Origin of the sequence: Kribbella sp. DT2, from assembly GCF_049844575.1 — a bacterium.
Lineage (GTDB): Bacteria > Actinomycetota > Actinomycetes > Propionibacteriales > Kribbellaceae > Kribbella.
This window is the reverse complement of record NZ_JBNCLH010000002.1, coordinates 255103-280759: the sequence shown is the minus strand read 5'-3', so window position 1 is coordinate 280759 and position 25657 is coordinate 255103. Positions and strand designations below refer to the sequence as shown.

At 70.2% G+C, this 25657-nt stretch carries 22 protein-coding genes; 4 read left to right on the top strand and 18 right to left on the bottom strand.

All coding sequences use genetic code 11. The features are described from left to right. Positions 1 to 14 precede the first annotated feature (14 nt). Complete coding sequence (locus ACLQ2O_RS10160; protein WP_425829654.1) at positions 15 to 1163, top strand: MFS transporter; 1149 nt, start codon at positions 15 to 17, stop codon at positions 1161 to 1163. Between the two features lie 315 nt (positions 1164 to 1478). Here ACLQ2O_RS10160 and ACLQ2O_RS10155 read toward each other — a convergent pair whose 3' ends face one another. From ACLQ2O_RS10155 to ACLQ2O_RS10140, 4 genes are all read right to left on the bottom strand, one after another. Beyond that, positions 1479 to 3524, bottom strand: coding sequence for a GxGYxYP domain-containing protein (locus ACLQ2O_RS10155; RefSeq protein ID WP_425829652.1), 2046 nt, complete (start codon positions 3522 to 3524; stop codon positions 1479 to 1481). A 130-nt stretch (positions 3525 to 3654) separates the two neighbouring features. Beyond that, positions 3655 to 4011, bottom strand: coding sequence for a GntR family transcriptional regulator (locus ACLQ2O_RS10150; protein WP_425829650.1), 357 nt, complete (start codon positions 4009 to 4011; stop codon positions 3655 to 3657). After that, complete coding sequence (locus tag ACLQ2O_RS10145; protein ID WP_425829648.1) at positions 4008 to 4862, bottom strand: hypothetical protein; 855 nt, start codon at positions 4860 to 4862, stop codon at positions 4008 to 4010. The genes ACLQ2O_RS10150 and ACLQ2O_RS10145 overlap by 4 nt, the downstream gene beginning before the upstream one ends. Continuing rightward, the gene (locus ACLQ2O_RS10140) at positions 4862 to 5710 is read right to left on the bottom strand and encodes a hypothetical protein (protein ID WP_425829646.1); all 849 of its coding nucleotides are present in this window, start codon (positions 5708 to 5710) and stop codon (positions 4862 to 4864) included. Before ACLQ2O_RS10140 ends, ACLQ2O_RS10145 begins: the two co-directional genes overlap by 1 nt. A 156-nt stretch (positions 5711 to 5866) precedes the next feature. Here ACLQ2O_RS10140 and ACLQ2O_RS10135 point away from each other — a divergent pair, with 156 nt between their 5' ends. Then, the gene (locus tag ACLQ2O_RS10135) at positions 5867 to 6547 is read left to right on the top strand and encodes a class I SAM-dependent methyltransferase (RefSeq protein ID WP_425829644.1); all 681 of its coding nucleotides are present in this window, start codon (positions 5867 to 5869) and stop codon (positions 6545 to 6547) included. A 5-nt stretch (positions 6548 to 6552) separates the two neighbouring features. Here the strand turns inward: ACLQ2O_RS10135 and ACLQ2O_RS10130 are convergent, their stop codons facing one another. The 5 genes from ACLQ2O_RS10130 to ACLQ2O_RS10110 form a co-directional block, all read right to left on the bottom strand. Continuing rightward, positions 6553 to 7494 (bottom strand): glycoside hydrolase family 19 protein, encoded by a 942-nt coding sequence (locus ACLQ2O_RS10130; RefSeq protein ID WP_425829642.1) that lies wholly within the window; start codon positions 7492 to 7494, stop codon positions 6553 to 6555. A gap of 175 nt (positions 7495 to 7669) precedes the next feature. Next, positions 7670 to 8617, bottom strand: coding sequence for a glycoside hydrolase family 19 protein (locus tag ACLQ2O_RS10125; protein ID WP_425829640.1), 948 nt, complete (start codon positions 8615 to 8617; stop codon positions 7670 to 7672). A 111-nt stretch (positions 8618 to 8728) separates the two neighbouring features. Then, positions 8729 to 10525, bottom strand: coding sequence for an aspartate--tRNA ligase (aspS, locus tag ACLQ2O_RS10120; protein WP_425829638.1), 1797 nt, complete (start codon positions 10523 to 10525; stop codon positions 8729 to 8731). After that, positions 10522 to 11856, bottom strand: coding sequence for a histidine--tRNA ligase (gene hisS / locus ACLQ2O_RS10115; protein WP_425829636.1), 1335 nt, complete (start codon positions 11854 to 11856; stop codon positions 10522 to 10524). The genes aspS and hisS overlap by 4 nt, the downstream gene beginning before the upstream one ends. A gap of 18 nt (positions 11857 to 11874) precedes the next feature. After that, on the bottom strand, positions 11875 to 12555 hold the full coding sequence (locus ACLQ2O_RS10110; RefSeq protein ID WP_425829634.1) for an MBL fold metallo-hydrolase: 681 nt from the start codon (positions 12553 to 12555) through the stop codon (positions 11875 to 11877). A 235-nt stretch (positions 12556 to 12790) separates the two neighbouring features. Between ACLQ2O_RS10110 and ACLQ2O_RS10105 the strand changes: the two genes are divergently transcribed. Next, a complete protein-coding gene (locus ACLQ2O_RS10105) occupies positions 12791 to 14017 on the top strand; it encodes a DUF349 domain-containing protein (protein WP_425829632.1) in 1227 nt (408 codons plus the stop codon). 52 nt (positions 14018 to 14069) lie between these two features. Further along, complete coding sequence (locus tag ACLQ2O_RS10100; RefSeq protein ID WP_425829630.1) at positions 14070 to 14918, top strand: endonuclease domain-containing protein; 849 nt, start codon at positions 14070 to 14072, stop codon at positions 14916 to 14918. 409 nt (positions 14919 to 15327) lie between these two features. On the opposite strand, the gene ACLQ2O_RS10095 is transcribed toward ACLQ2O_RS10100, so the two are convergent. The 9 genes from ACLQ2O_RS10095 to ACLQ2O_RS10055 form a co-directional block, all read right to left on the bottom strand. Next, positions 15328 to 17700: a RelA/SpoT family protein gene (locus ACLQ2O_RS10095; protein WP_425829628.1), complete on the bottom strand. Its 2373-nt coding sequence runs from the start codon at positions 17698 to 17700 to the stop codon at positions 15328 to 15330. Between the two features lie 118 nt (positions 17701 to 17818). After that, entirely contained in the window at positions 17819 to 18358 is a 540-nt protein-coding gene (locus tag ACLQ2O_RS10090) for an adenine phosphoribosyltransferase (RefSeq protein WP_425829626.1), read from the bottom strand. A gap of 22 nt (positions 18359 to 18380) precedes the next feature. Continuing rightward, positions 18381 to 19556, bottom strand: coding sequence for a protein translocase subunit SecF (secF, locus tag ACLQ2O_RS10085; RefSeq protein WP_425829624.1), 1176 nt, complete (start codon positions 19554 to 19556; stop codon positions 18381 to 18383). After that, the gene (gene secD, locus ACLQ2O_RS10080; protein WP_425829622.1) at positions 19556 to 21307 is read right to left on the bottom strand and encodes a protein translocase subunit SecD; all 1752 of its coding nucleotides are present in this window, start codon (positions 21305 to 21307) and stop codon (positions 19556 to 19558) included. Before secD ends, secF begins: the two co-directional genes overlap by 1 nt. Before the next feature lie 85 nt (positions 21308 to 21392). Next, the gene (gene yajC / locus ACLQ2O_RS10075) at positions 21393 to 21854 is read right to left on the bottom strand and encodes a preprotein translocase subunit YajC (RefSeq protein WP_425829620.1); all 462 of its coding nucleotides are present in this window, start codon (positions 21852 to 21854) and stop codon (positions 21393 to 21395) included. Positions 21855 to 22107: 253 nt separating this feature from the next. Then, a complete protein-coding gene (ruvB, locus tag ACLQ2O_RS10070; protein ID WP_425829618.1) occupies positions 22108 to 23163 on the bottom strand; it encodes a Holliday junction branch migration DNA helicase RuvB in 1056 nt (351 codons plus the stop codon). Positions 23164 to 23166: 3 nt separating this feature from the next. After that, positions 23167 to 23766 carry a Holliday junction branch migration protein RuvA gene (ruvA, locus tag ACLQ2O_RS10065; RefSeq protein ID WP_425829616.1) on the bottom strand — a complete coding sequence of 200 codons (600 nt, stop codon included), beginning with the start codon at positions 23764 to 23766 and terminating at the stop codon, positions 23167 to 23169. Continuing rightward, on the bottom strand, positions 23763 to 24389 hold the full coding sequence (ruvC, locus tag ACLQ2O_RS10060; RefSeq protein WP_425829614.1) for a crossover junction endodeoxyribonuclease RuvC: 627 nt from the start codon (positions 24387 to 24389) through the stop codon (positions 23763 to 23765). The genes ruvA and ruvC overlap by 4 nt, the downstream gene beginning before the upstream one ends. Positions 24390 to 24480: 91 nt before the next feature. Further along, positions 24481 to 25653 (bottom strand): GNAT family N-acetyltransferase, encoded by a 1173-nt coding sequence (locus ACLQ2O_RS10055; RefSeq protein WP_425829612.1) that lies wholly within the window; start codon positions 25651 to 25653, stop codon positions 24481 to 24483. Between the last annotated feature and the right edge of the window lie 4 nt (positions 25654 to 25657).

The window sequence follows — 25657 nt, the reverse complement described above, 5'->3', positions numbered from 1 at the left end:
GATCGAATGGACCCATGCACATGGGTTCCCGTACGGCGGCCGGCGCCGTCTTCCTGCTGTTCGGCGTCAACGGCGCGCTGATCGGCGGGGTCGGCGGCACCCTGCCCGCCATGCGTGACCGGCTCGGCGTTAGCGCGTCCGGGTTGTCGCTGCTGCTGTTCTGCCTGGCCCTGTCCGCAGTCGCCTCGATGCAGATCGGCGGCCGCCTCGCGGACCGGATCGGCGCCCGGCCGGTCGTCCTGGTGACGCTGTGCCTGCTCACCGCCGGGGTCGGCACCCTGGCGCTCACCGACTCGTTGCCGTGGGCAATCGTCGGGATGGTGCTGGCCGGCCTCGGCAACGGCGCGATGGACGTCGCGATGAACTCGCTCGGCGTCGAGGTCGAGCAGTCCCGGCCGAAGCCGATCATGAGCCGCTTCCACGCGTTCTGGAGTCTGGGCAACCTGATCGCGGCCGGCACGGTCGTCCTGGTGGGCCGCCTGTTCGACCGGGACGGCGGCGGCAACGTCGGCCCCGCGCTCGGCACGCTGGCCGTGCTGGGGTTGATCGGCATCGCGGTCGCCTACCGGATCGCACCCAACGGTCGCCGGATCGAGCACAAGGCGAACGGCGTCCGGATCGCGATCCCTCGCCTGGCCTGGGCGCTCGGCCTGATGGCGTTCTGCTTCGGCCTGGCCGAGGGCACCGCGGTGGACTGGTCGTCCGTGCACGTCACCGACGTGGCAAGGATCGATCCGTCGACCGGCGCCCTCGGCCTGGTCGCGGTCAGCGGGTTCATGGTCGTCGTCCGGCTGCTCGGCGACCAGTTCGTGGCCCGGTTCGGCCGGCGCGCCGTCGTACGGGTCGGCGGCGTGACGGCCGTGGCCGGCTACCTCGTCACGGTGTTCACCGACCCGCTGCCGCTGCTGCTGGTCGGCTGGGCGCTGGTCGGTCTTGGAGTTGGACTCGTCGCCCCGCAGGTGTACGCCGTCGCCGGGCACGTCGGCGGCGGCCGGATGCTCGCGATCGTCGTCACCTTCGGGTACGCCGCCTTCCTGGTCGGCCCGGCGATCATCGGCCAGCTGGTCGAGCGGGTCGGCATCCAGCAGGCGATGTTCCTCCCGCTGGCGCTGTCCGCCGTACTGGTGGCGATCTCCGCGGTGCTGCCCCGGACCGAGCCCTAACCCCTCCCCGCCATCGCTCCGGCCCCAGCTCCGGCACCGGCACCGGCCCAACCGTTCGCGACTTTGAGCACGGGCCAGCCAACATTTCAGGCTTTGGATGGCTGAGCGGTGCTCAAGGTCGCGCCGCCGCGGCTGTGTACAGAGTCGAACTGCGATGGAGTGGGACCGGGTGTGGGGCGTGAGGGTGTGGAGCGGTACCGAGCGACAGGAGGTGTCGGTGCGAATGGGCGGGCCGGCAGCGTGCGGCGCACGTCGTGGAGGCTCTGCGAGGGGTGACGTCCTGTCGCTCGGTACCAAGTCCCGCGGCGTCTCGGGTCAGAGGACCTTGTTCAGCACGTCGAAGAACACGTTGCCCAGGACCAGCTCGTACGGCGCGGTGAGCAGCTCGGCGAGCTCCGCGACGTCCGACGGGGTCCACGACCAGGCGTTCACGCCACCGGCGATGAAGAGTGGAGCGTCGCCGGTCCAGGCCTTGGTGTGCTCGTCGAGGGCCGCCTTGTACTCGGCGGCCTTGCCGGGCGGGGAGAAGTTGCCGATCACCGGCAGGCCTCCCCGGCGGACGAGCAGGTCGCCCTTCTCCCAGGACTGGATGATGCCGCGGATCTGGGTGTGCTCGGCGTACGCGCGACCGATCTCCTCCGAGAACGGCACCCACTCGTCGTCGACACGGTGGTTGTAGGCGTAGACCAGGTCCATGCCGGTACGGCGTACGTAGGTCCCGGAAAGCTTGAGGTAGGCCTCCATCTGGTCGGCGGGCCAGGCACCGGGGTAGGTGTAGCCGGCGCCGGACGGGCCGCAGACCAGCAGGTCGTTCTTGGTCGCGGTGCGCTGGTAGTGGCTCAGGATGCCCGGACCGATGTCGGCCAGGAGCGGGCTGACGGTCCAGTTCGCCGGCGCGTCGCCGCGGCGCGGGTCGTCCCAGAGGTCGCGCATGTGCCGCTGGCAGTACTGCACGTTGTCGCCCTCGCCGAAGGTCAGCGTCACGTAGATCTTGTTCTTCGGCTTGACCGGCGTGAACTTCTTGACCTTGTCCGAGATCGGCGCCACGACGCCGGAGTGCACCGTGCCGTTCATGTAGAAGTCGGCGGGCAGCACCTCGGACCCGCCCTGCGCGGCCAGGTCGACCCCGCTCCACTCCCCCGCGACGTCGTTCGCGAACCAGCCGGCGTACGGCGTGGTCGGGCCGACCTTGGCGAAGTGCTCGCGCAGCAGGTCGCCGGTCGGACCGTTCGGCGGGAGCCAGCTGACCAGGGACTTCGTCGCGACGACGTAGTCGCGGAAGTACGGGAACGGCTCGATCCTGGTCGGCGCGGTGTCGGTCGCGGTGACCAGGTACTGGTTCCACATCTCGACCGTGACGGTCAGGCTCGTCGTACCGGCCGGTGGGGTGAACTGGTAGACGAAGTAGCCGCCGCCGTCGGCGAAACGGTTGCCTGAGGCACCGACCGAGGAGTTCAGGCCGTCGAACAGGTACGGCGCCTCCTCGGGCGTGCCGGGCTTGAAGGTGGTCAGCGTCGTCCCGTTCGCCTTCGCCGTGAGCGACAGCACCGAGGGACCCCAGCCGTCGTCGCCGAAGGAGTCCTGGAACCGCACGTACACGGTGTCCTGGCCGAGCGCGGGCGAGACGTCGAGCGTGAACGTGCCGCGGTTGGACTCGTCGCGGATCTGGCGGGTCTCGCGAGCGATCTCGTGCCAGGTCAGGCCTTCCGACTGCACGACCATGGTCGGCGGCAGACCGGCGAGCAGCTGGTGCGAGCAGCGCGGGAAGAGGTTCGTGAGCTGCCACTGATAGGTCTTCAGCCGGTCGTCGTCGAACATCCCGCGCAGGTCCTTCACGACGCGGAGCCCGTGCGCCTTGGCCTGGGCCGCGTCGGCGACGACGGCGTTCTCCAGACCGGCCAGCGTGGTCGCGACGTTGAGCGAGTCGGGCACCTCGGGGTCGTGCAGGATCGCGCCGCGGACCCGGCGCTTGTACTTCGCGACCAGGTCCAGCGGATCGGCGTACCGGGTCGTCGGTACGCCGAGGTCGCGCAGCCAGCGGGCGTCGACCCCGTCGTTGTCCATCGTGGAGAAGAAGAAGTAGAGCTCCGGGCGGTCCCGGTTGACCACGCCCTGGAGCGTGGTGAGCAGGGTCTGGTCGCCGCCGCTCAGCTTGGTGACATCGCCGTAGTGCAGGTGCTTGGGGCGCGCGAAGGCCGGCAGCAGGCGGCGGCCTCCGGAGTTGCCGGCAGCGCTCACCAGACCGCTGCCGACCTGCCCGGAAGCCTGGCCGGCCGCCGCGGCCGAACCGGTCTGGAACCAGCCCAGTCCACCGGCCGCCACGGCGCCGCTGCCCGCCAGGAACGTTCGTCTCGAGACCATCGTGACCACTCCCTGTCGATGACATCGCTGTCAAATGCCGGGGAGACTAACAACGGCGGTCAGCCCCTGTGAAGGGCTCGGACAACGTTGTCGCCGAGCAATCTGGAATCGTTTCCGTTCTCGAGCGGTACTACGGCCACGCCCGGTCGAGGATGCTGGTCGCCTCGGCCAGGCTGAGCCCCGCCCGCCGGGCGGCGCGGGCGAAGACCGTCGCCGCCGCGCGGGTTTCCTCGTCGTCCACCTGACTGCGCGAGGCGAGCACGAAGGTGCCGTTGCGCCCGCGGGTCTCGATCAGCCGCTCGGCCTCGAGCTCCTTGTACGCCCGGGCCACCGTGTTCACCGCCAGCCCCAGATCCCCCGCCAGCTGCCGCACGGTCGGCAACCGCGTCCCCTGCGCCAGCTCACCGCGGCGGATCAACTGCTCGACCTGCTGCTTCACCTGCTCGTACGGCGGCCTGGAAGCGGCCGGGTCCACCGTGATGATCATCCGAACGCACGCTGCGAACGCCGCAGCCCCCACTTGGTCGAACCGGACACCTGCGCGACTCCCATCACCACGACCCCGACCGCGAACAGGGCCAGCATGATCGGCTCGACGAAGGAGGGCACCGATCGGGGGTACTCGAACGAGATGGCCGCTCCCGCCCCCAGGAACCAGCACGACCACGTCATGACCTCACTCAGCTCTCGCAGCGTAGCCGCTCGCATCGCCTCCTCCCAGCGCAGCTCCGGCTCACCCGTAGCGGCCTGGCTGAGCCTGAGCACCCGCGCCTGCAGAGCCAGCGCGGTCACGTAGATCGCCAAGGCGACGGCCGCCGCGCCCAGCAGCGCCCATCCCCGGCTCGGACGGTCGTCGCCCGCCGCCACCATCACGCCCAGCCACACCGCGGCCAGCGGCAGCACCAGAGCGCCGTACTGGACGACGACCTCGGGCCAGACCAGGAAGTCCGTCAGCCGACGCGGCCGCAGCGACGCCGTCCGCGGACCGGCCTTGCGCGCGTCGCCGACGGTCTTGAAGTGCATCCAGCAGATCGCGAAACCGACCCCGAAGGTGCTGATCAAGGCGGACCAGATCAGGCCGGGCAGCGCGGCCCCGACGTACATGACGACACCCAGCCCGAGCGCGCCGCCGATCGCGCCGCCGATCGTCGAGACCAGTTGGCGCTGCTCGAACCGCGTCGCCGCGACCGCGACCAGGTCGCGATCGTTCGGCAGGCCGGCCTCGACCAACCGGTACGCCGCCTTGAGCCCGATCGCCTTGCGGTCACGCCACACCCACACCACCGCGACCAGCCCGGCCACCAACGCCACACCGAAGACACCAAGCGCGGTTCCCATCAGGCCACCCGCTGAACTCTTTGCAGGCCCCGACGGCTCGCCGCGATGGTCCAGATCACGCACAGCGCGGCGATCGCCACCAGGAACAGCCCGGTCGTGGCCGGCTCCACGAAGCCGGGGATGTCACTCGGCCACTGGAACGACATCGGGACCGACGCACCGAGCAGCCAGCTGACGGTGACCACTGCCGACCCGAGATCGCGCAGGGTCGCGGCGCGCAGCGCTTCCTGCCACCGCAGCTCGACCTCTCCCCCGGAGGCCTGGTTGACCCGCAACGCCAACTGCTGCAACCACAGGCCCACCACCCACAGCGGCACGGCGATCAGCCCGCTCGCGATCAGGATCCACCCGCTCGCGGGGTGATCACTTCCGGCGAGCACCACCACGCCGAGCCCGACCGCGGCCAGCGGCAGCAGCACCGCGCCCCGGTGGATCGCGATCTCGATGGGGCTCAGGTAGTCACTCAGCTGCCGCGGCCTCAGCGCGGCGGTCCGCGGTCCACCGGCGCGCGCCGCGAGGACGGAACGGTAGCTGTGCAGCAGCGTCGCCCCGCCGCCCACGGCCGCGGCGGCCGCGAGCATCCAGGTCAGCAGCCGGACGTCGAGCCCGTCACTGGCGACCAGATCGATGTCGACCACCTGGTCCGCGATCACGATGACCGCACCGCCGGCGAGAACGCCGGCCAGCGTGCCGCCGATCGTGATCAGCTGCCGGCGTTCGTGCCACCGCAGCGCCGAGCTGACGAGCTCCGGCACCGGCGGCAGCCCGCCACGGTTCACCAGCCGGTCGACCTCGGCCTTCGCCGCCTTCTTGTGGAAGATCAGCAGCAGCACCAGGCCGAAGGTCATGGTCGCCACTATCCAGAGCAGATCCATCGTCGCCACACTCCCTCCGAGTTGTTGTATCAAATGTATTGATACAAACTGGCGGAGTCAAGCGCGGCGGACATTCGGCGGTTGCCGAAAGTCTCTCGCCACTGAGCTGGATCGGGAATGCTGGCAGGTATGGAGATTCGAGGCAGTTCCGGGCAAGGCGGCAGCGGGCCGGGTGCGATCACGCCCGACGGCAGTCCGGTCGAGCTGTACGTCGACACGGGCGCGCACGGGGAAGACGAGGTCATCGCCTCCGTCCTCCCGCCGCGGGCCGACATCCTCGAGCTCGGCTGCGGCACCGGGCGCATCACGCGGCCACTGCTCGCCCGCGGCCACCACGTGGTCGCCGTCGACGAATCGCCCGAGATGCTCGCGCACCTGACCTCGGAGACCGTTCGCAGCTCGATCGAGGACCTCCGGCTCGACCGCCGCTTCGACGTCGTACTGATGATGTCGTTCCTGATCAACGCCCCCGACGAGCCCGTACGACGCCGCCTGCTCGAGACGTGCACGCATCACGTGCGGCCCGGCGGAGTCGTCATCCTCCAACGCCACGACCGGGCGTCCTTCGCCGAGCCGCTCGTGATGGACCGCGAGGACCACCGGCTGGAGATCCACGAGGTCGAGCACCTGCCGGGTGACATCGACGCGGCGACGATGACGCACACCGTCGCCGCCCGCACGTGGAGCCAACGCGTGGTCGTGCAGAACTTCACCGACGACGAGTTGGAGACCCTGCTCGCCGAGGCGGGTCTGGGGAAGGTCGGCTACCTCACCCCGGACCACACCTGGCTCACGACTCACCTTCTGTAGAAGGTCTACTGGTTCGCGATCGCCTCGAACTGCGACCGGGTCAGCCGCGTGGTGTCCTCGGCGAGCTTGCCGGTGCGGCTGCAGTTGACGGCGGGCGCCGGCTGGCCGGTGAGGTAGGCGATCGCCGCCTGGAAGGTGGCGCAGCGGCGGCCGTCCTCGGCGCCGGCCGGGTAGCCGATCGCCGCGTTGACCCGGCCCATCTGCAGCGCGTCGGCGTACGGGTTGATGTTGCGGGCGACGGTCCAGTACCAGCGGGCGATCTGCGCGCTGTACCGGAGGTCCCGCGCCAGCTCGGGGTTGCCGATCAGGTCGACACCGAGCCACGCGCCGGCGGGCCGGTAGTTGAAGTCGCCGGTCAGCTGGATGTAGCCGCGGCCGCCGTACGGGCGGGTGTCGCCGATCTCGCGGATGTTGTACTCCAGCCGCGACTCGTGCACGAGCGTCGCCAGGAAGGCGGCCTTCCGGTACGGCGTGTTGATCTGCGCGTCGCGCATCGCCTGGTTCAGCGACGGCAGCCCGGTCTGGACCAGCGACGGGTTGGCGATCCGGCTGCCGAACATCGCCTGGACATCGGCCAGCGTGACGTCACCGGCCGGCGGGTTCGGGTTGCCGCCGCACTCGGCGACACCGGGCAGCTTGTCCTCGGGGATCGAGACGTACGCGACCGTGACGTACCCGCCGAGCGCGGGCACGTGCGCCCACCAGCGGCTGGAGCCGCCGCTGACGGTGACGAGGTCGCCCTGCTTCTGGCAGTCGACGTCGATCGAGGTGGGGCCGGGCAGCGTGCGGACGACGGGCGACGAGGTGAAGGCGTCAGCCCGGACGTTGACGCCGGTGCCGTAGGTCTGGAAGACGGCGGCGTGGGCGGGGACGGCGGTGACGAGGCCGGCGACGGTCAGGCCGGTCAGCGCCAGGACGGCGGTGAGGAGTTGACGGAATCTGCGCATGACGTGCTCCCGGGGCGGGAAGGGCGGACGGAGCGTCGCGTCGTGAAAAGTTGTCTACCCCACGAGGCGACATAGTCACTTTCCACCGGCGCTGGCTGACACTCAAGCCTTTCCATGCCCGTGACACGGTGCCGTGACAGGTAACTGCCACGGCACCGCTCACGTCGTACGACGATCAGCCGACCGTGCCCGGCACCTGCCCGAGGGCGTCGAACTGCGCCCGCGTCAGCTTGCTGGTGTCGCCGGCGTACGCCTTCGACCGGGTGCAGATCACTCCGGACGGCACCGATCCGCTCAGGTAGCGCAACGCGTTCTTGAACGAGTCGCACCGGCGCTGGTCCTCCGCACCGGCCGGGTAGCCGATCGCGGCGTTGACCTTGCCCATGTTGAGCGCGTCGGCCATCGGGTTGATGTTGCGCGCGACGGTCCAGTACCAGCGCGCGATCGGCGCCGACCACTGCAGCGACCGGGCAAGCTCGGGGTTGCCGATCAGGTCGATGCCGAAGTACGTCCCGGCCGGGCGGTAGTTGAAGTCGCCGGTCAGCTGGATGTACCCGCGGCCGCCGTACGGGCGGGTGTCGCCGATCTCGCGGATGTTGTACTCCAGCCGCGACTCGTGCACCAGCGTCGCGAGGAACGCCGCCTTGCGCCGCGGGGTGTTGATGTTCGCGTCCCGCATCGCCTGGTTGAGCGACGGCAGCCCGGTGTTGACCAGCGTCGGGTTGGCGATCCGGGTACCGAACATCGCCTGCACGTCGGCCAGCGTCACGTCACCGGTCGGCGGGTTGGGATCGACGATGCACTCCGGTACGCCGGGCAGCTTGTCGCCGGGAGTGTCGAGGTACGCGACGGTCGCGTAGCCGTTGTGGGCGGGCAGGTGCGCCCACCACTTGGTGGTGGGCCGGCCGGCCACCGTGACGGTGTCGCCGGCCTTCTGGCAGTCGACGTCGACGTTCGCCGGGCCGGCCAGCACCTTCACGACCGCGGACGAGAGGAAGGCGTCGGACCGGATGTTGAGGTTGGTCGCGGTGGTCCGGAAGCCGACGGCGTGGGCCGGGGTGGCGACCAGTCCGGCCGTCAGGCCGGCCAGCGCGACAGCAGCGGACAGCGTTCGCTTGAGCATGACGTGCTCCTGGGGCGGGAGGAGGGACGGGAGCGCCGTGGGAATCTGTCAGGAGATTCCCACGGCGTTGTCACTTTCCCACTACGCAGAGCACGTTGCTCAAGTGGACAACTAGGCCTTCGCGTCCGCCTTGGCCTCGGACTTGTCCTCCGGCTTGGCGTCGACGCCGGCCTCCTTGCGCTGCTCCGGCGTGATCGGCGCCGGCGCCGCGGTCAGCGGGTCGTAGCCGCCGCCGGACTTCGGGAACGCGATCACGTCCCGGATCGAGTCCGCGCCGGCCAGCAGCGCGGTGATCCGGTCCCAGCCGAACGCGATGCCGCCGTGCGGCGGGGCGCCGAACTTGAACGCGTCGAGCAGGAAGCCGAACTTCTCGGTCGCCTCCTCGTCGGTCAGGCCCATCACCGTGAACACGCGCTTCTGCACGTCCTCGCGGTGGATACGGATCGACCCGCCGCCGATCTCGTTGCCGTTGCAGACGATGTCGTAGGCGTAGGCCAGCGCCGAGCCCGGGTCGGTGTCGAACGTCGCCAGCGCGTCCGGCTTCGGCGAGGTGAACGCGTGGTGCACGGCGGTCCAGGCGCCCGACCCGACCGCGACGTCACCGGCGGCGGTCGCGTCGTCGGCCGGCTCGAACAGCGGCGCGTCGACGACCCACACGAACGACCAGGCCGACTCGTCGATCAGCCCACCGCGGCGGCCGATCTCCAGCCGTGCCGCACCGAGCAGCGCCCGCGAGGTCTTGACCGGACCAGCCGCGAAGAAGATGCAGTCGCCCGGCTTCGCCCCGACGTGGTCGGCGATGCCCGCGCGCTCCTGGTCCGACAGGTTCTTGGCGACCGGGCCGCCCAGCTCGCCGTCCTGGCCCAGCAGCACGTACGCGAGACCGCGCGCGCCACGCTGCTTGGCCCAGTCCTGCCACGCGTCCAGCTGCTTGCGCGGCTGGTCGGCGCCGCCGGGCATCACGACGGCGCCGACGTACGGCGCCTGGAAGACCCGGAACGGGGTGTCCTTGAAGTAGTCGGTGCACTCGACCAGCTCGAGGCCCATTCGCAGGTCGGGCTTGTCGGACCCGAACCGGGCCATCGCCTCGGCGTACGTCATCCGCTGGATCGGAGTCTGTACCTCGTGCCCGGCGAGCTTCCACAGCTCGACCAGGATCTCCTCGGACAGCGCGATGATGTCGTCCTGGTCGACGAAGCTCATCTCGACGTCGAGCTGGGTGAACTCCGGCTGCCGGTCGGCGCGGAAGTCCTCGTCGCGGTAGCAGCGGGCGATCTGGTAGTACCGCTCCATCCCGGCCACCATCAGCAGCTGCTTGAACAGCTGCGGCGACTGGGGCAGCGCGTACCAGGAGCCCGGCTGCAGGCGCGCCGGGACCAGGAAGTCGCGGGCGCCTTCCGGCGTCGACTTGGTCAGCGTCGGGGTCTCGATCTCGACGAAGTCGTGCTTGGCGAGGACGTCGCGGGCGGCCTTGTTCACCTTGCTGCGCAGGCGAAGCGCGGCACCGGGGCCCTGCCGCCGCAGGTCGAGGTACCGGTACTTGAGCCGGACCTCCTCGTTCACCGGCGTCGCGTGGTGCTCCTCGACCGGGAACGGCAGCGGCGCGGCCTCGCTGAGGACCTCGATCTCCTCGGTGATGATCTCGATCTCACCGGTCGGCAGGTCGGCGTTCGCGTTGCCCTCGGGGCGCGCCGCGACGGTGCCGACGATCTTCAGGCAGTACTCCGAGCGCAGCCCGCTCGCGGCGGCCTCGTCGCGGATGACGACCTGGACGGTGCCGCTGGAGTCGCGCAGGTCGATGAACGCCACGCCGCCGTGATCGCGCCGCCGCGCCACCCAGCCCGCCAGGGTGACGGTCTGCCCGGTGTGCTCGGCTCGGAGCGAGCCGGCGGAATGGGTACGGATCACGAGTTCTCCTGTGGGGTTTCGATGCTTGGTCGTACGTCGCGCTGCGGCGGCGTCCAGGTGGCCGGGTCGGCCGGGACCTGGTCGCCGCTGCGGATGTCCTTCACCTCGGACCCGTTCTCGGTGCTGAACCAGACGAACGGGATGCCGCGACGGTCCGCGAACTTGATCTGCTTGCCGAACTTGGCCGCGGCGGGCGCGACCTCGACCGGGATGCCGCGGGCGCGGAGCTGGGCCGCGGTCCGCATCGCCTCGGCGCGGTCCTCCTCGGCGGTCAGCGCGATGAGCACGGCGGTCGGCGTACTGCGGCTGCCCTTGAGCAGGCCCTGGCTGACCAGCCGGTGCACCAGCCGGGAGACACCGATCGAGATGCCGACACCCGGGTACGTCGTCTTGCCGTCGGACGCGAGCGCGTCGTACCGGCCACCGCCGCCGACCGAGCCGAACGACTCCTGGCCGACCAGGTAGATCTCGTAGACCGCACCGGTGTAGTAGTCCAGGCCGCGGGCGATCCGCAGGTCGGCCATCAGCAGGCCGGGCGCGTGCTCGGCCGCGGCGGCCATCACCTGGCTGAGCTGCTCCAGGCCCTCGTCGAGGATCTCGTGCTCGACGCCGAGCGCCCGCACCTGCTCCACGAACGACGTGTCGGTGCTGGAGATGTCGGCCAGCTGGACGGCCAGCCTGGCCTGCTTGTCGCTCGCCCCGGCCTCGATCAGCCGTTCGACGACCTTGTCCGGGCCGATCTTGTCGATCTTGTCGACGATCCGCAGCACGGTGGTCACGTCGTCCAGGCCGAGCCCGCGGTAGAACCCCTCGGGGATCTTGCGGTTGTTGACCTTGACCACGAACTCCGGCACCGGCAGCCGGCGCAGCGCGTCGGCGATCACCAGCGGCAGCTCGACCTCGTAGTGGTTCGGCAGCTCACCGCTGTCGACCACGTCGATGTCGGCCTGCGTGAACTCGCGGTACCGGCCCTCCTGCGGGCGCTCACCGCGCCACACCTTCTGGATCTGGTACCGGCGGAACGGGAACGCGAGCTTGCCGGCGTGCTCCAGCACGTAGCGGGCGAACGGGACCGTCAGGTCGAAGTGCAGCCCGAGGCCCGCGCCGTCGTCGTCCGGGCCGGCCGCCAGCCGCCGTACGCCGTAGATCTCCTTGTCCGCGTCCTCGCCCTGGTTCGACAGCCGCTCGACCGGCTCGACCGCGCGGGTCTCGAGCGAGGCGAAACCGTGCAGCTCGAACGTCTCCCGGATCGAGTCGAGGAACTGCAGCTCGACGATCCGGTCCGACGGGAGGAATTCGGGGAACCCACTGATCGGACTGATCTTGCTCATTTGGCCTTTGCCATTGCTCTATGTCTCCAGGTCCTGCAGGTAGGGGTTGGTCGCCTTCTCCCGGCCGATGGTGGTCTGGCCACCATGACCCGGCAGGACGACGATCTCGTCGCGCATCGGCAGGATCTTGGTGGCCAACGTATGCAGCATCGTCGGATGGTCGCCGCCGGGCAGGTCCGTCCGTCCGATCGACCCGGCGAACAGCACGTCACCGGAGAACAGGACCGCGGGAACGTCCTCCGGGCCGTCGTACGGCGTGGTGAAGGTGACCGAGCCGCGGGTGTGCCCCGGCGTGTGGTCGACGGTGAACCGCATCCCGGCCAGCTCGAGCGCCTGGCCGTCCTTCAGCTCCGCGACGTCGTCCGGCTCGGCGAACTTGTGGTCGCCGCCGAGCAGCATCCGGGCGCTCTCCGCGCTGATGCCGGCCATCGGGTCCGCGAGCAGGTGCCGGTCGTCGGCGTGGATCCAGGCGGTGCTGTCGTACGCGCCGCAGACCGGGAGCACCGAGAACATGTGGTCGATGTGACCGTGCGTGAGCAGTACGGCGACCGGCTTGAGCTTGTTCTCCCGGACCACCTGGTCGACGCCTGGAGCGGCGTCCTGACCGGGGTCGATCACGATGCACTCAGCGCCCTGGCCGGTGGCGACCACGTAGCAGTTCGTACCCCACGAACCCGCGGGGAACCCGGCGATGAGCACGACTGACCTTCCTGAACGGGTGCGGGACCATCCAAGGTTACCGGTCGTCCGACCCCGATCTCGCACCGGATTGTGACGCAACACCGTTGCGCGGAGGCGGGGAGTTTGTGATTGTTCAGTGATAGCTGTCGGGACAAGGTCCCGACGCGCCCAGGGCAGCCCTGTTCACCTGGATGAACCAAGGGCCGACCAGAATGGGTACGAGCGCAGTGCATACCGCCGGAAGGGGCGAGTTGTGGCCGAGGAAAGCTGGGGCCGGGTAGCAGACGACGGAACGGTGTACGTCCGGACCAAGGACGGCGAGCGGACGGTCGGCCAGTGGCCCGACGCGAACCCGGAGGAGGCCCTGGCCTTCTACACCCGGCGGTACGACGCGCTGGCGTTCGAGGTGGACCTGCTGGAGAAGCGGGTGCAGGCCGGGACGGTGTCGCCCGACGACGCCCGCGCCGCGGTGAAGAAGGTGACCAGCTCGATCACCGACGCCCAGGCGGTCGGTGACCTGGACGGCCTGCTGACCCGGCTCGAGGCGCTCACCCCGCTGGTCGCCCAGCAGCGCGAGAAGAAGAAGGCCGAACGCGCGGCGAAGGTCGAACAGGCCCGCGAGGCCAAGACCAAGATCGCCACCGAGGCCGAGTCGATCGCCGCCGGCACCGACTGGCGCCACGGCGTCACCCGGCTGCGCGAGCTGCTCGACGAGTGGAAGGCGCTGCCGCGGCTGGACAAGTCCAGCGACGACGAGCTGTGGCACCGGTTCTCGTCGGCGCGTACGACGTACACACGGCACCGCAAGCAGCACTTCGCCGAGCTGTCCTCCAAGCGCGACGAGGCCGCCACGGTCAAGGAGCGGCTGGCCGCCGAGGCCGAGACGATCGCCTCGTCGACCGACTGGGGCCCGACGTCGGGCCGCTTCCGCGACCTGATGCGCCAGTGGAAGGCCGCCGGCCCCGCCCCGCGCGAGGTCGACGACAAGCTGTGGGCCCGCTTCCGCAGCGCCCAGGACACGTTCTTCGGTGCGCGTGACGCCGTACAGGCCGAGGAGAACGTCGAGCAGCAGGCGAACCTGCAGGCCAAGGAAGCGCTCCTGGTCGAGATCGAGGCGATCCTCCCGGTCACCGACGCCAAGACCGCCCGCGACCAGCTCCGCGGCCTGCTCGACCGCTGGGACGAGATCGGCAAGGTCCCCCGCGACTCGATGCGCCCGATCGACGGCCGCCTGCGCGCCGTCGAACAAGCCGTCAAGTCCGCCGAGGACGAGGTCTGGAACAACAGCAACCCCGAGGCCCGAGCCCGCGCCGAGGCCACGGTCAACCAGCTCCAGTCCCTCATCACCGACCTGGAGAAGCAGGCCGCCAAGCACGACGCCCAGGGCAACGCCCGCAAGGCCAAGGAAGCCCGAGAAGCCATCGCAGCCCGCCGCGAGTGGCTCACGCAGGCCGAAATCGCCCTCTCGGACTTCAGCTGACCCTGTGGATGACTGAAAGCACCCACGGGGTGCTTTCAGTCATCCTTCGGTGATGCTCCCGTACGACGCCCCGCTGTATTTCTGCGGCCTGCCCTTCACAGGCCGCCAGGTCGGCCGCAAGCTCAAGTGGCTGCAGAGCTCCGGCGACATCCGCCGTGTCCTCAAAGGCGCGTACGTCGACGCCTGCGTCCCCGACTCCCCCGAGCTCCGCGCCGCGGCCGTCGCCCTCTTCCTCCCACCCGACACCACCGCCTCCGGCCGAACCGCCGCCTGGATCCACGGCATCAACACCACCGCCCTCGGCGAATCCGAGGACCCCGGCCTCCACTGGACCAGCGAACCAACCGACACCGTCGAAATCGCCGGCCTCAAGGTCAGCTCCCCCGCCTCCACCGCGCTGGCCCTGGCCCTGAATCTCTCGCGCCCTTTCGCCCTCTCGGCCGTCGACGCCTTCCTCCGCTCTGGCACGACCACCCTCGACGCCCTCCGCGAGCTGGCATCTCACTCCGACCACCCCCGCGCCTGGCAGGCCCGCCTGATGCTCGGCTACGCCGACCCCAGGGCCGAGTCCCCCGGCGAGTCCTGGCTCCGCCTGAGACTCCTGGACGCGGGCTTCCCCCGACCCACCCTGCAGGTCCACGCCGGCAAGTACCGCCTCGACCTGGCTTTCCCCGCTGCCCTCGAAGACGGCCGCCGCCTCGGCCTCGAGTACGACAGCGACCGCTGGCACTCCCGCCCCCGCCAGCAAGCCCGCGACGAACGCCGCCAGAACGAGTTGGCCGCCCTGGGCTGGCACATCATCTCCGTCCGCCGCCCCGACCTCTGGGGCAGCTACCCAGCCCTGGAACTAGCCGTCGGCAGCTACCTGAGCCAACAACCCAGGCTTCCCCGCCGCTGGTAGCTTTCACTCGCCTGCCAGTACGACGTACGCAGGGCTGTGGCTCAGGGGCTTATACCGGACGGGACGGGTGGTGACGACTAGGGCCTGGGCGGAGGCCGGCGGTCCATTGAGCGCCCTATGGGCCCGTTGGCGGGCGGACTCTGCGGAGGCGGCGCACGGATGCAGGCGCAGGCGTTCGGACGCGGCACGCTGGTCGGCGCGGGCTGTGGCCGCTTCGCCCCGCGCCGGCTGTGACAGCGGAACGGGGCTTGCCGAAGCCCCGCTAGGACGGAGCCGGCCGAAGGTCGAGCGCGACAGTGTCGGCCGACGACCCGGGCCTCACGCCTTGCACCCCGGGGGAGCCAGATCGCCACAGCCCCGGCCACACCCAGCCGCACGCACGGCCGGCGCGTGGGAGCTGCAGCCGGAGCTACTGCGTGACGCGGTAGACGTCGAAGACGCCTTCTACCGAGCGGACTGCCTTCAGGACGTGGCCCAGGTGGGTCGGGTCGCCCATCTCGAACGTGAAGCGGGACTTGGCGATGCGGTCGCGGGTCGTCGTCAGGGCTGCCGAGAGGATGTTCACGTGGTAGTCCGAGAGGACTCGTGTGATGTCCGACAGCAGGCGGGCCCGGTCGAGGGCCTCGACCTGGATGGCTACCAGGAAGACCGACTGGGCGGTGGGGGCCCACTCGACCTCGACGATGCGTTCGGGCTGGGTCTGCAGGTCCGCGACGTTGGCGCAGTCGGCCCGGTGGACCGAGACGCCGGCTCCTCGGGTGACCCAGCCGATGATCTCGTCACCTGGTACCGGCGTGCAGCACCGGGCGAGCTTGGACAGTACGTCGGTCGCGCCCTTGACGATGACACCGGCGTCGCCGCGTGCGGCGCGCTTGCGGCGCTCGCGGGTCTGCGGGAGGCGCAGGCCCTCGGCCAGGTCCTCGGCGGCGCCCTCTTCCCCGCCGTACGTCTCGATCAATCGCCGGACGACGGCCTGGGCGCTGACGTGGCTCTCGCCGACCGCGGCGTACAGGCCGGTGACGTCCGGGTACCGCAGGGAGTTGGCGACGGCGGTGAGTGTCTCGTGCGACAGCAGGCGCTGCAGCGGCAGGCCCTCCTTGCGGAGCTGCTTGGCGATCGCGTCCTTGCCGTGCTCGATCGCCTCGTCGCGGCGTTCCTTGCTGAACCAGTGCTTGATCTTGTTCCGCGCGCGGGGGCTCTTGACGAAGCCGAGCCAGTCGCGCGACGGACCGGCGCCCTGCGCCTTGGAGGTGAAGACCTCGACGACGTCGCCGTTCTCGAGCGTGCTCTCCAGCGGGACGAGCCGGCCGTTCACCCGGGCGCCGATGCAGCGGTGCCCGACCTCGGTGTGGATCGCGTAGGCGAAGTCGACCGGCGACGAGCCCGTCGGCAGCGACATCACGTCGCCGCGCGGGGTGAAGACGTAGACCTCGGAGTTGTTGATCTCGAAGCGCAGCGAGTCGAGGAACTCCGACGGGTCGGAGGTCTCCCGCTGCCAGTCGACCAGCTGCCGGACCCAGGGCATGTCGTTCGGCGCGCCGATCTCGGTGGTCGGCGGGGCGCCCACCTCCGGAGCCGGTGCGTTCGGGTCCTCCTTGTACTTCCAGTGCGCGGCGATGCCGTACTCCGCGCGCCGGTGCATCGAGAAGGACCGGATCTGCAGCTCCACCGGCTTACCCTGCGGGCCGATCACGGTGGTGTGCAGCGACTGGTACATGTTGAACTTCGGCATCGCGATGTAGTCCTTGAACCGGCCGGGGACCGGATTCCATCGCGCATGCAGTACGCCGAGCGCGGCGTAGCAGTCCCGGACCGACTCGACCAGCACGCGGATGCCGACCAGGTCGTAGATGTCGCCGAACTCGCGGCCGCGGACGATCATCTTCTGGTAGATCGAGTAGTAGTGCTTGGGCCGGCCGGTGACGGTGGCCTTCACCTTCGCGGCGCGCAGGTCCTCGTGCACCTGGTCGATCACCGAGGCCAGGTACTCGTCGCGGGACGGCGCGCGCTCGGCGACCAGCCGGACGATCTCGTCGTACACCTTCGGGTGCAGGGTCGAGAACGACAGGTCCTCGAGCTCCCACTTGATCGTGTTCATACCGAGCCGGTGGGCCAGCGGGGCGTAGATCTCGAGGGTCTCGCGGGCGATCCGCTCCTGCTTCTCCTGGCGCAGGAAGCCGAGCGTGCGCATGTTGTGCAGCCGGTCGGCGAGCTTGATCACCAGCACCCGGATGTCCTTGGCCATCGCGACGACCATCTTGCGGATCGTCTCGGCCTGCGCGGACTCGCCGTACTTGACCTTGTCGAGCTTGGTCACGCCGTCGACCAGCATCGCGATCTCTTCGCTGAAGTCCTTGGTCAGCTCGGCGATCGTGTAGTCGGTGTCCTCGACGGTGTCGTGCAGCAGCGCGGCGCACAGCGTCGGCGCGGTCATACCCAGCTCGGCCAGGATCGTGGCGACCGCGAGCGGGTGCGTGATGTACGCGTCACCGCTCTTGCGCAGCTGGCCGGTGTGGTGCTTCTCGGCGGTCCGGTAGGCCCGCTCGATCATCGCCAGGTCGGCCTTGGGGTGCGTCGCACGGACGACCCGGAACAGCGGCTCCAGCATCGGCGCCCGGTTCGGGTGGCGGGTGCCGCCCAGGCGGGCGAGCCGGGCGCGCACCCGGGCGGGCGCGATCCTCGGCGGTTGGGCGGCAGGCGGCGGCGACGAGCTGACCGGGCGCACCGGTGTGGGCGCGCGCTGAGGCTCGTGCGGCACCACATCCGGTACCGCTGACGTCATCGCCGGGTCTTCGCCCACGTCGTGTCCCTCCGCCGACAGACCACCAGTCTAGGGGGTCACGGCCAGCGAGGTGGACACGGCCTGTGGACAACACGCCGATTTGACGATCCGGCCGGTTTCACACAGTGACGAGGGCGTCCACCCGCTCGTCCGCCAGCCGCTTGCGGCCGGGCAGGAACGACAGCTCGATCAGTACGGCGGTGCCGACCACCTCTGCGCCGCAGCGGCGGATCAGCCGCAGGCACGCCTCGACCGTCCCGCCCGTGGCCAGTACGTCGTCGATCACCAGCACCCGGTCGCCGGGCGCGAACGCGTCCTGGTGCACCTCGATCGTCGCCTCGCCGTACTCCAGCGCGTACGACTCCGCGAACGTCGCGGCCGGCAGCTTGCCCTGCTTACGGACCGGGACGAACCCGGCGCCCAGCGCGAGCGCGACCGGCGCGGCCAGGATGAAGCCGCGGGCCTCGATCCCGACCACCTTGTCGACCACCACGTCGCCGTCGTCGTCCTTGCCGAACGCCGCCAGCGCCTCCACCACCTGGGTGAACCCGGTGTGGTCGGCCAGCAGGGGGGTGATGTCCTTGAACACCACCCCCGGCTGCGGGTAGTCCTGGATGTCGCGGATGCCGTCCGTGAGGACCTCTTCCAGCGAACGCATCAGCAACCCTTCGTCGAGATGATCACTTGCCGCGCTTGGAGCGCGGCTTACGGCTCGGCTGCGGCCGCCCGGCCGAGCCGGTCGACTTCACCGGGCGGCTCGACGCCACCGGCGTACCGGCCTTGGGCCGGTCCTGAGGCCGTACGACGGTCGCCGTGCCGCCGCCACCGACCAGCGCGGCCGCCGGCTCACCGGTGACAGCGGCCGAGCCGCTCTGCTGGGCGCGCTTGGCGAGCACCCGGCGGCGCAGCGCCTGCATGCCCGGCTCGCGCTCCTTGAAGGTGGCCAGCAGCGCCGGGGCGATGAAGACCGAGGAGTACGCGCCGACCGCGATACCGACGAACAGGGCCAGCGACAGGTCCTTCAGCGGGCCGGTGCCGAGCACGACCGTGCCGACCACGAGGATCGACCCGACCGGCATCAGCGCGATCAGCGTGGTGTTGATCGACCGGACGACGGTCTGGTTGACGGCCAGGTTGGTCGCGTCGCTGTAGGTGAAGCGGTTCGACCCGGTGATACCGCGGGTGTTCTCCCGGATCTTGTCGAAGACCACGACGGTGTCGTACAGCGAGTACCCGAGGATCGTCAGGACGCCGATGACGGTGGCCGGCGTGACGTCGAACCCGATCAGCGCGTAGACGCCGACCGTGATCAGGACGTCGTGCAGCAGCGCGATGATCGCCGCCATCGAGGCTTTGGACTCGCGGAAGTAGATCCAGATCACCAGGAAGACCAGGACCAGGAACACGATCAGCGCGAGCACGGCCTTGTTCGCGATCTGGTCACCCCAGGAGGCGCCGATCTGCGACGTACTGACCTGGTTCGGCTGGACGCCGGCCTGCTGGGCGATCGCGGTGCGGACCTTGGTGATGTCGTCCTGGCTCAGCGGGCGGGTCTGGATCCGGACCTTGTCGCTGCCGACCGTGGTGACGACCGGGTCGCCGAGGTCCTGGGCGTTGGTCGCCTTCACCGCGTTGCCGAAGTCGTCGATCGTGCTGTCGGTGACCGCGACCGAGGTCTGGTACTCCGTACCGCCCTTGAACTCGATGCCGAGCGCCAGACCGCGGACGGCCAGGCCGATCACGGAGACCGCGACCAGGATCAGCGAGACGGTGAACCACACCTTGCGCTTGCCGATGAAGTCGTAGGAGACCTCACCGCGGTGCAGCTTCGCACCGATGTTTCCGAGCTTCGACATCAGACCTCCCCTCCCACGGGCTTACGCGTCGACTTGGCCGGACGGGCGGCCGGTTTCATCTGGCCGGGCAGGCGCTCCACCCCGAGGTGCTCGGGGTCGAGGCCGGACAGCTTGTGGCCGTGGCCGAAGAAGTCGGTCCGGGCCAGCAGGGTGACCAGCGGCTTGGTGAAGATGAAGACCACCAGCAGGTCGATCAGCGTGGTCAGGCCGAGCGTGAACGCGAAGCCCTTCACGCCGCCGACGGCCAGGATGTACAGCACGACGGCAGCCAGCAGCGAGATCGAGTCGGCCGCGATGATCGTGTGCTTGGCCCGGGCCCAGCCGGTCTCCACCGAGGAGCGCAGGCTGCGGCCCTCACGGACCTCGTCGCGCAGTCGTTCGAAGTAGATGACGAACGAGTCCGCGGTGATACCGATCGCCACGATCAGACCCGCGATGCCGGCGAGCGTCAGCGTGAACCCGATCGCCTGGCCGAGCAGTACGACGGACGCGTACGTCAGCGCCGCCGCGGCGGCCAGCGAGGCGACCACAACCAGGCCGAGGCCGCGGTAGTACAGGAACGAGAAGATGATCACCAGCGCGAGACCGATCAGGCCCGCCGTGATCCCGGCCGACAGCTGGTCGCCACCGAGCTGCGGCGAGATGGTCTCGACCGAGGAGACGTCGAACGAGACCGGCAGCGCGCCGTACTTCAGGACGTTGGCCAGGTCACGCGCCTCGGTCTCGGTGAAGCTGCCGCTGATCTGCGCCTGACCGCCGGGGATCGGCTGGTCGACGCTCGGCGTCGAGATGGTCTCGCCGTCCAGCACGATCGCGAACAGGTTCTGGCCCTGGCCGCGCTGGGCGATCGCGGTGGTGGCCTTGAGGAACTTGTCGCCACCCTCGCTGTTGAAGTTCAGGTTGACCTGCCACTGGAAGCCGCCCTGCGGGATGCCCGCGCTGGCGTCGGACAGGTCGGTGCCCTTGAGGATCGCGGGGCCGAGCAGGTACTTGCTGGTGCCGGCCTTGTCGCAGGAGAACAGCGGCTTTTCCGGGTTGTCCTCGGGCTTCGCGTTCGCCTTGCCGTCGGGGCACTTGAAGGTCCCGAAGGCCGCCGTGGTGGCCGCGTCGGGCTGCCAGGCGAGCGGGTCACCGGCGGCGACCGGCGGCGTGGCCGGCGGGGTCGCGGGGGGCGTCGCCGGCGGAGTGCTCGCCGGCGCGGTCGGGGTCGGGGTGGCGGCCTGGCCGAGCACGCTGCTCCAGGCGCGGCCGTTCGGCGACGGGGTGGTGCTCGGCTTCAGCGTGGTCGACGGCTTCGGCGTGGTGCTCGGCTTCGGCGTCGTCGTCGGCTTGCCGGTCGGGGTGGTCGTCGGCGCGGGGGGCGGCGGGGCCGCCTGCTGCGCGTCGTACACGACCCTGAAGTACAGCAGGGCGGTCTGGCCGACCTGCTTGACCAGACTGTCCTGGTTGGCGCCGGGGACAGCCACGTTGATGTGGCTGCCACCGGCAGTGGTGATTTCGGCCTCGCCGACACCCGCTCCGTTGACCCGCTGCGAGATGATGTTCTTCGCCTCGGCCAGCTGCTCGGCGGTGATCGATCCGCCGCCTGCCAGGGACTTCGCGGTGAGCGTGATGGTGGTGCCACCGCGCAGGTCCAGGCCGAGCTTGGGCTCCCAGTGCTTGGTCAGCCCCATGATCCCGAACAGCAGGACCAGGATGACCCCCAGAACGATCAGGAGCCGCCCTGGGCGGGATGTCGTCGTTGATGCCACGTCAGATTCAACCTTTGCGCTTCTGGGCGCGCCGGGGTGTCAGGGTGACGCCGGGGCGCGCAACACGCCGATAGGACGGGGAAGTTCAGTTCTCGGTGTGCGTCGGCGGCAGCTTCTTGTCCTGCGCCTTGGTGTCGCCCGTCTCCGGTACGTCGACGGTGTCGCGCTCCGGCGTCTCGTCCGTGACCCGCTCCACCGGGGCCTCGGCCGGCTCGTCGGCGGCCGCGTCGGCGGTCAGCTCGTCGTCCGCGGTGTCGTCGGGGAGCACCCGGCCGACCGCGGCCTTGAGGAACTGCACGAGGATGCCGTCGGAGACCTCGAGGGTGACGTACTCGTCGTCGACCTCCTCGACGACACCGACCATGCCGCTGGTGGTGACGACCTTGGTCCCCGGGGTCAGGGCGGCGACAGTGTCAGCCTGCTTCTGCCGCTGCTTGCGCTGGGTGCGGCTCATGAACCAGATCATTCCCACGATCAGGATCAGCGGGAGCAGGAGCGTGAAGCCCGAGCCCCCGGAGGAGGCCATCGGTACGGCGAGCAGTTCCATCGGGACTCAGAATCCTTCGTCGATTGTGGGGGCCCGAGCACGCTCTGCGCGCGCAGGTCGTCACGGGACGGCCCGAGGTCAGGCCACCGGGGAGTCTAACCCTGGGCGGCAACAAGTGCCGCATGACACCGGGTCACGTTTGCGTTACTCGCCACCGTACGCCGCTCCGGTGGCGCGGCGTACCTGATCCACCGCACTGGCCGCACGGCTTGGTTCTTCAACGTGTACGACGTGCTCCGCAGTTCCCGAAGCGCTACTGCTCGTCCTCGGTCTCGAACAGCGTGTCGGCGAAGGTGGCGTTCTTGGGGACGCTGAGGCCCAGGTGACGCCAGGCGGCGGGAGTGGCGACGCGACCGCGGGGCGTGCGGGCCAGGTACCCGGAGCGGACCAGGAACGGTTCGGCGACCTCCTCGACCGTTTCGCGTTCCTCGCCGACCGCGACCGCGAGCGTGGACAGACCGACCGGTCCCCCGCCGAAGCGGCGGCAGAGCGCGTCGAGCACGCCGCGGTCGAGCCGGTCCAGGCCCATCTTGTCGACCTCGTACAGGTCGAGCGCGGCCTTCGACAGCGCGATCGTGACGATGCCGTCGGCCCGGACCTCGGCGTAGTCGCGCACCCGGCGGAGCAGCCGGTTCGCGATCCGGGGTGTGCCACGCGACCGCGACGCGATCTCGGTGGCGGCCTCCGGCGTGATGTCGACGTCGAGCAGCGCGGCGGACCGGTTGACGATCTTCTCCAGCTCGGCCGACTCGTAGAACTCCAGGTGACCGGTGAACCCGAACCGGTCCCGCAGCGGCCCCGGCAGCAGACCCGCCCGCGTGGTCGCGCCGACCAGCGTGAACGGCGGGATCTCCAGCGGAATAGCCGTTGCCCCAGGCCCCTTTCCGACGATCACGTCGACCCGGAAGTCCTCCATCGCCATGTACAGCAGCTCTTCGGCCGGCCGCGACATCCGGTGGATCTCGTCGAGGAACAGCACCTCGCCCTCGCTCAGGCCGGACAGGATCGCCGCCAAGTCGCCGGCGTGCTGGATCGCCGGACCGCTGGTGATCCGCAGCGGCGCCGACAGCTCGGCCGCGATGATCATCGCCAGCGTGGTCTTGCCCAGCCCGGGCGGACCGGACAGCAGCACGTGGTCGGGCGCGCGGTTGCGGCCGCGAGCCGCGTGCAGCACCAGCTCGAGCTGCTCGCTGACCCGGCGCTGCCCACCGAACTCGGCCAGCGTGCGCGGGCGCAGCGCGGACTCGATCTTGCGTTCCTCGAGGTCCACGACGTCCGCGGACACCAGCGGCCTGACGTTGTCCTCCATCTGCTACGCCTTCGACAGCACGCGCAGCGCGGCGCGCAGGAGGTTGGGGACGGACGGTTCACCCTCGTCGGCCAGCGGCGACACGGCGATCACCGCGTCCTCGGCATCGCGCGCCGACCAGCCCAGCCCGACCAGGCCGGCCTGCACCTGGTCCTTCCACGCCTCGCCGGTCTGCAGCGGACGCCCGGACACCGTCCTGGACGGCGCACCGATCTTGTCCTTCAGCTCCAGCACGATCCGCTGCGCACCTTTCTTCCCGATCCCCGGCACCTTCACCAGCACCGCCAGGTCCTCGGTGGCGACGGCCTGCCGCAGCTGATCAGGACTCAGTACGGCGAGCGCCGCCTGCGCCAGCTTCGGCCCGACCCCGGACGCGGTCTGCAGCAGCTCGAACAGGCTCTTCTCGTCGTCGTCCGCGAACCCGTACAGCGTCAGCGAGTCCTCGCGCACCACCATCGAGGTCGACACCCGGGCCTCCTGCCCGGGCCGCAGCCCGGCCAGCGTCCCCGGGTGGCAGTACACCTGCAGGCCGATCCCACCGACCTCGATCACCGCACTGTCCACGCCGATCGCAGCCACCGGTCCCCGTACGAACGCGATCATCGTCTACCTCCTCGAACCGCCCGGAGCTGTGCCTCCCGGGCCGCGGTCGCCTGTGCCAGCGCCGCTTGCACTTTTGCCAGTTGAACCTTCGACTGCGCCTGCGCGCGAGCCTCCAGCTGAGACTTCGCCGCGCCCTGCAGACGGTTTGTCACGCCACCGCGCCAGACGTGGCAGATCGCGAGAGCCAGGGCGTCGGCGGCGTCGGCGGGCGTCGGGCGCTCGGGGAGCTGCAGGATGCGGGTGACCATCGTGGTCACCTGATCCTTGTCGGCCCGGCCCGAGCCGGTCACCGCCGCCTTCACCTCGCTCGGCGTGTGCAGCGCGACCGGCAGCCCGCGCCGCGCGGCCACCACCATCGCGATCCCGGACGCCTGCGCGGTACCCATCACGGTCCGTACGTTGTGCTGCGCGAAGACCCGCTCCACGGCCACGGCGTCCGGCGAGTGCTCGTCGATCCACTGCTCTATGCCGGCCTCGATCTGGACCAGCCGGCGCGCGACGTCCAGGTCGGTCGGCGTCCGGATCACCCCGACGGCGACCAGCGTCGGCGGCCGTCCGGGCGCACCCTCGACCACGCCGAGACCGCACCGGGTCAACCCCGGGTCGACGCCGAGCACGCGCATGGACCACCTCCGAACGTTTGTTCGACAAACACTATGCGGGGAGTCTGGCCGCCAGGAAATCGACTCGCCGCGCGTCTGTGGACAACGGGGGTCAGAAGAAGTCGAGCATGTACGCCGGAGCACCGCCGAACGCCGTGTCGAGCAGGCCGTCAGCCGCGACCGACCCGCCGGAAGCCAGCCCCGAGCCGCGCAGCGTGGCCAGCGGCGTACCGGCGTACAGGGCGGACAGCCCACGCGAGCCGAGCCGCAGCACGTCGCCGGTCCCCGAGGACGGCGTGAGCTTGCCGGAGCCGTCAGCAACGGACAGGCGCCAGCGGCCCGAGTGGGCCGGCACCTCGGCGTCGTCGAGCTGCAGGTCAACCTCGGCCACCACACCCGGCGCGAACCCCCGGGCAGCGATCGCAGCCGGGGCGTCGAGCAGCCGCAGCATCCAGCGCTGGACGTGGGCCTCCTTGTCCGCCTCCAGCTGCGCCAGCAGGTGCACCGGGTCGTTCGGCGAGACGTAGGCGTGCACCAACCGAGCCGTCGAGGAGCCGGACCCCACTGTCGCCCACAGGGCCCGTGCGGTCGTCTCGGAGTGGGCGATGAGCTCGTCGACCCGCAGGTTGTTGCCGTCCCAGTTGTAGACGACGAAGCCGTCGTCGGCGAGGTAGGCGAAGATGTCCTCGTCGTCGACCAGCCACTCGGCCACCTTTGACTCCGGCCAGCCCAGCACGCCGCTGGCCCGGCCGCTCTCATGCGCCTGGCCGACCAGCTCCAGGAATCGCGCCGCGTCAGCAGGACCGGCCCGGCGCAGCTCGACGCCACGACCGCCCAGCGAGCGCAGATCCGCCGCCTGGAAGGAGAACCGGTACCGGCCGCCGCCGAACTCGTAGCCGAGCTTGCGGTAGATCACCGTGGTCGCCGGGTAGAGCGCGGTGAGCGGGAAGCCCCGGTCGGCGCTCCGCTGCAGCACCCCGCGCATCAGCAGGCTGCCGACGCCACGGCCCCGGTACTCCGGCGACACCACGACACCGGCGATCCCGGCCATCGGCACCTGCCGCCCGCCCCACCACTGGCGGAAGTCCCAGATCCGCGCCGCGGCGACCACCTCGTCGCCGTCGGTCACCCCGACGTACCGGCCGTCCTGGAGGAACTCGACGGCGTCCTTGCGCCACTCCTCCCGCGACCCCGCGGGCAACGGCCCGAACGAACGAGCCCGTACCCGCAGTACGGCGTCCAGCTGGTCCTCGGTGATGTCGACGAATCGCAGCGCATCAGTCACGCCC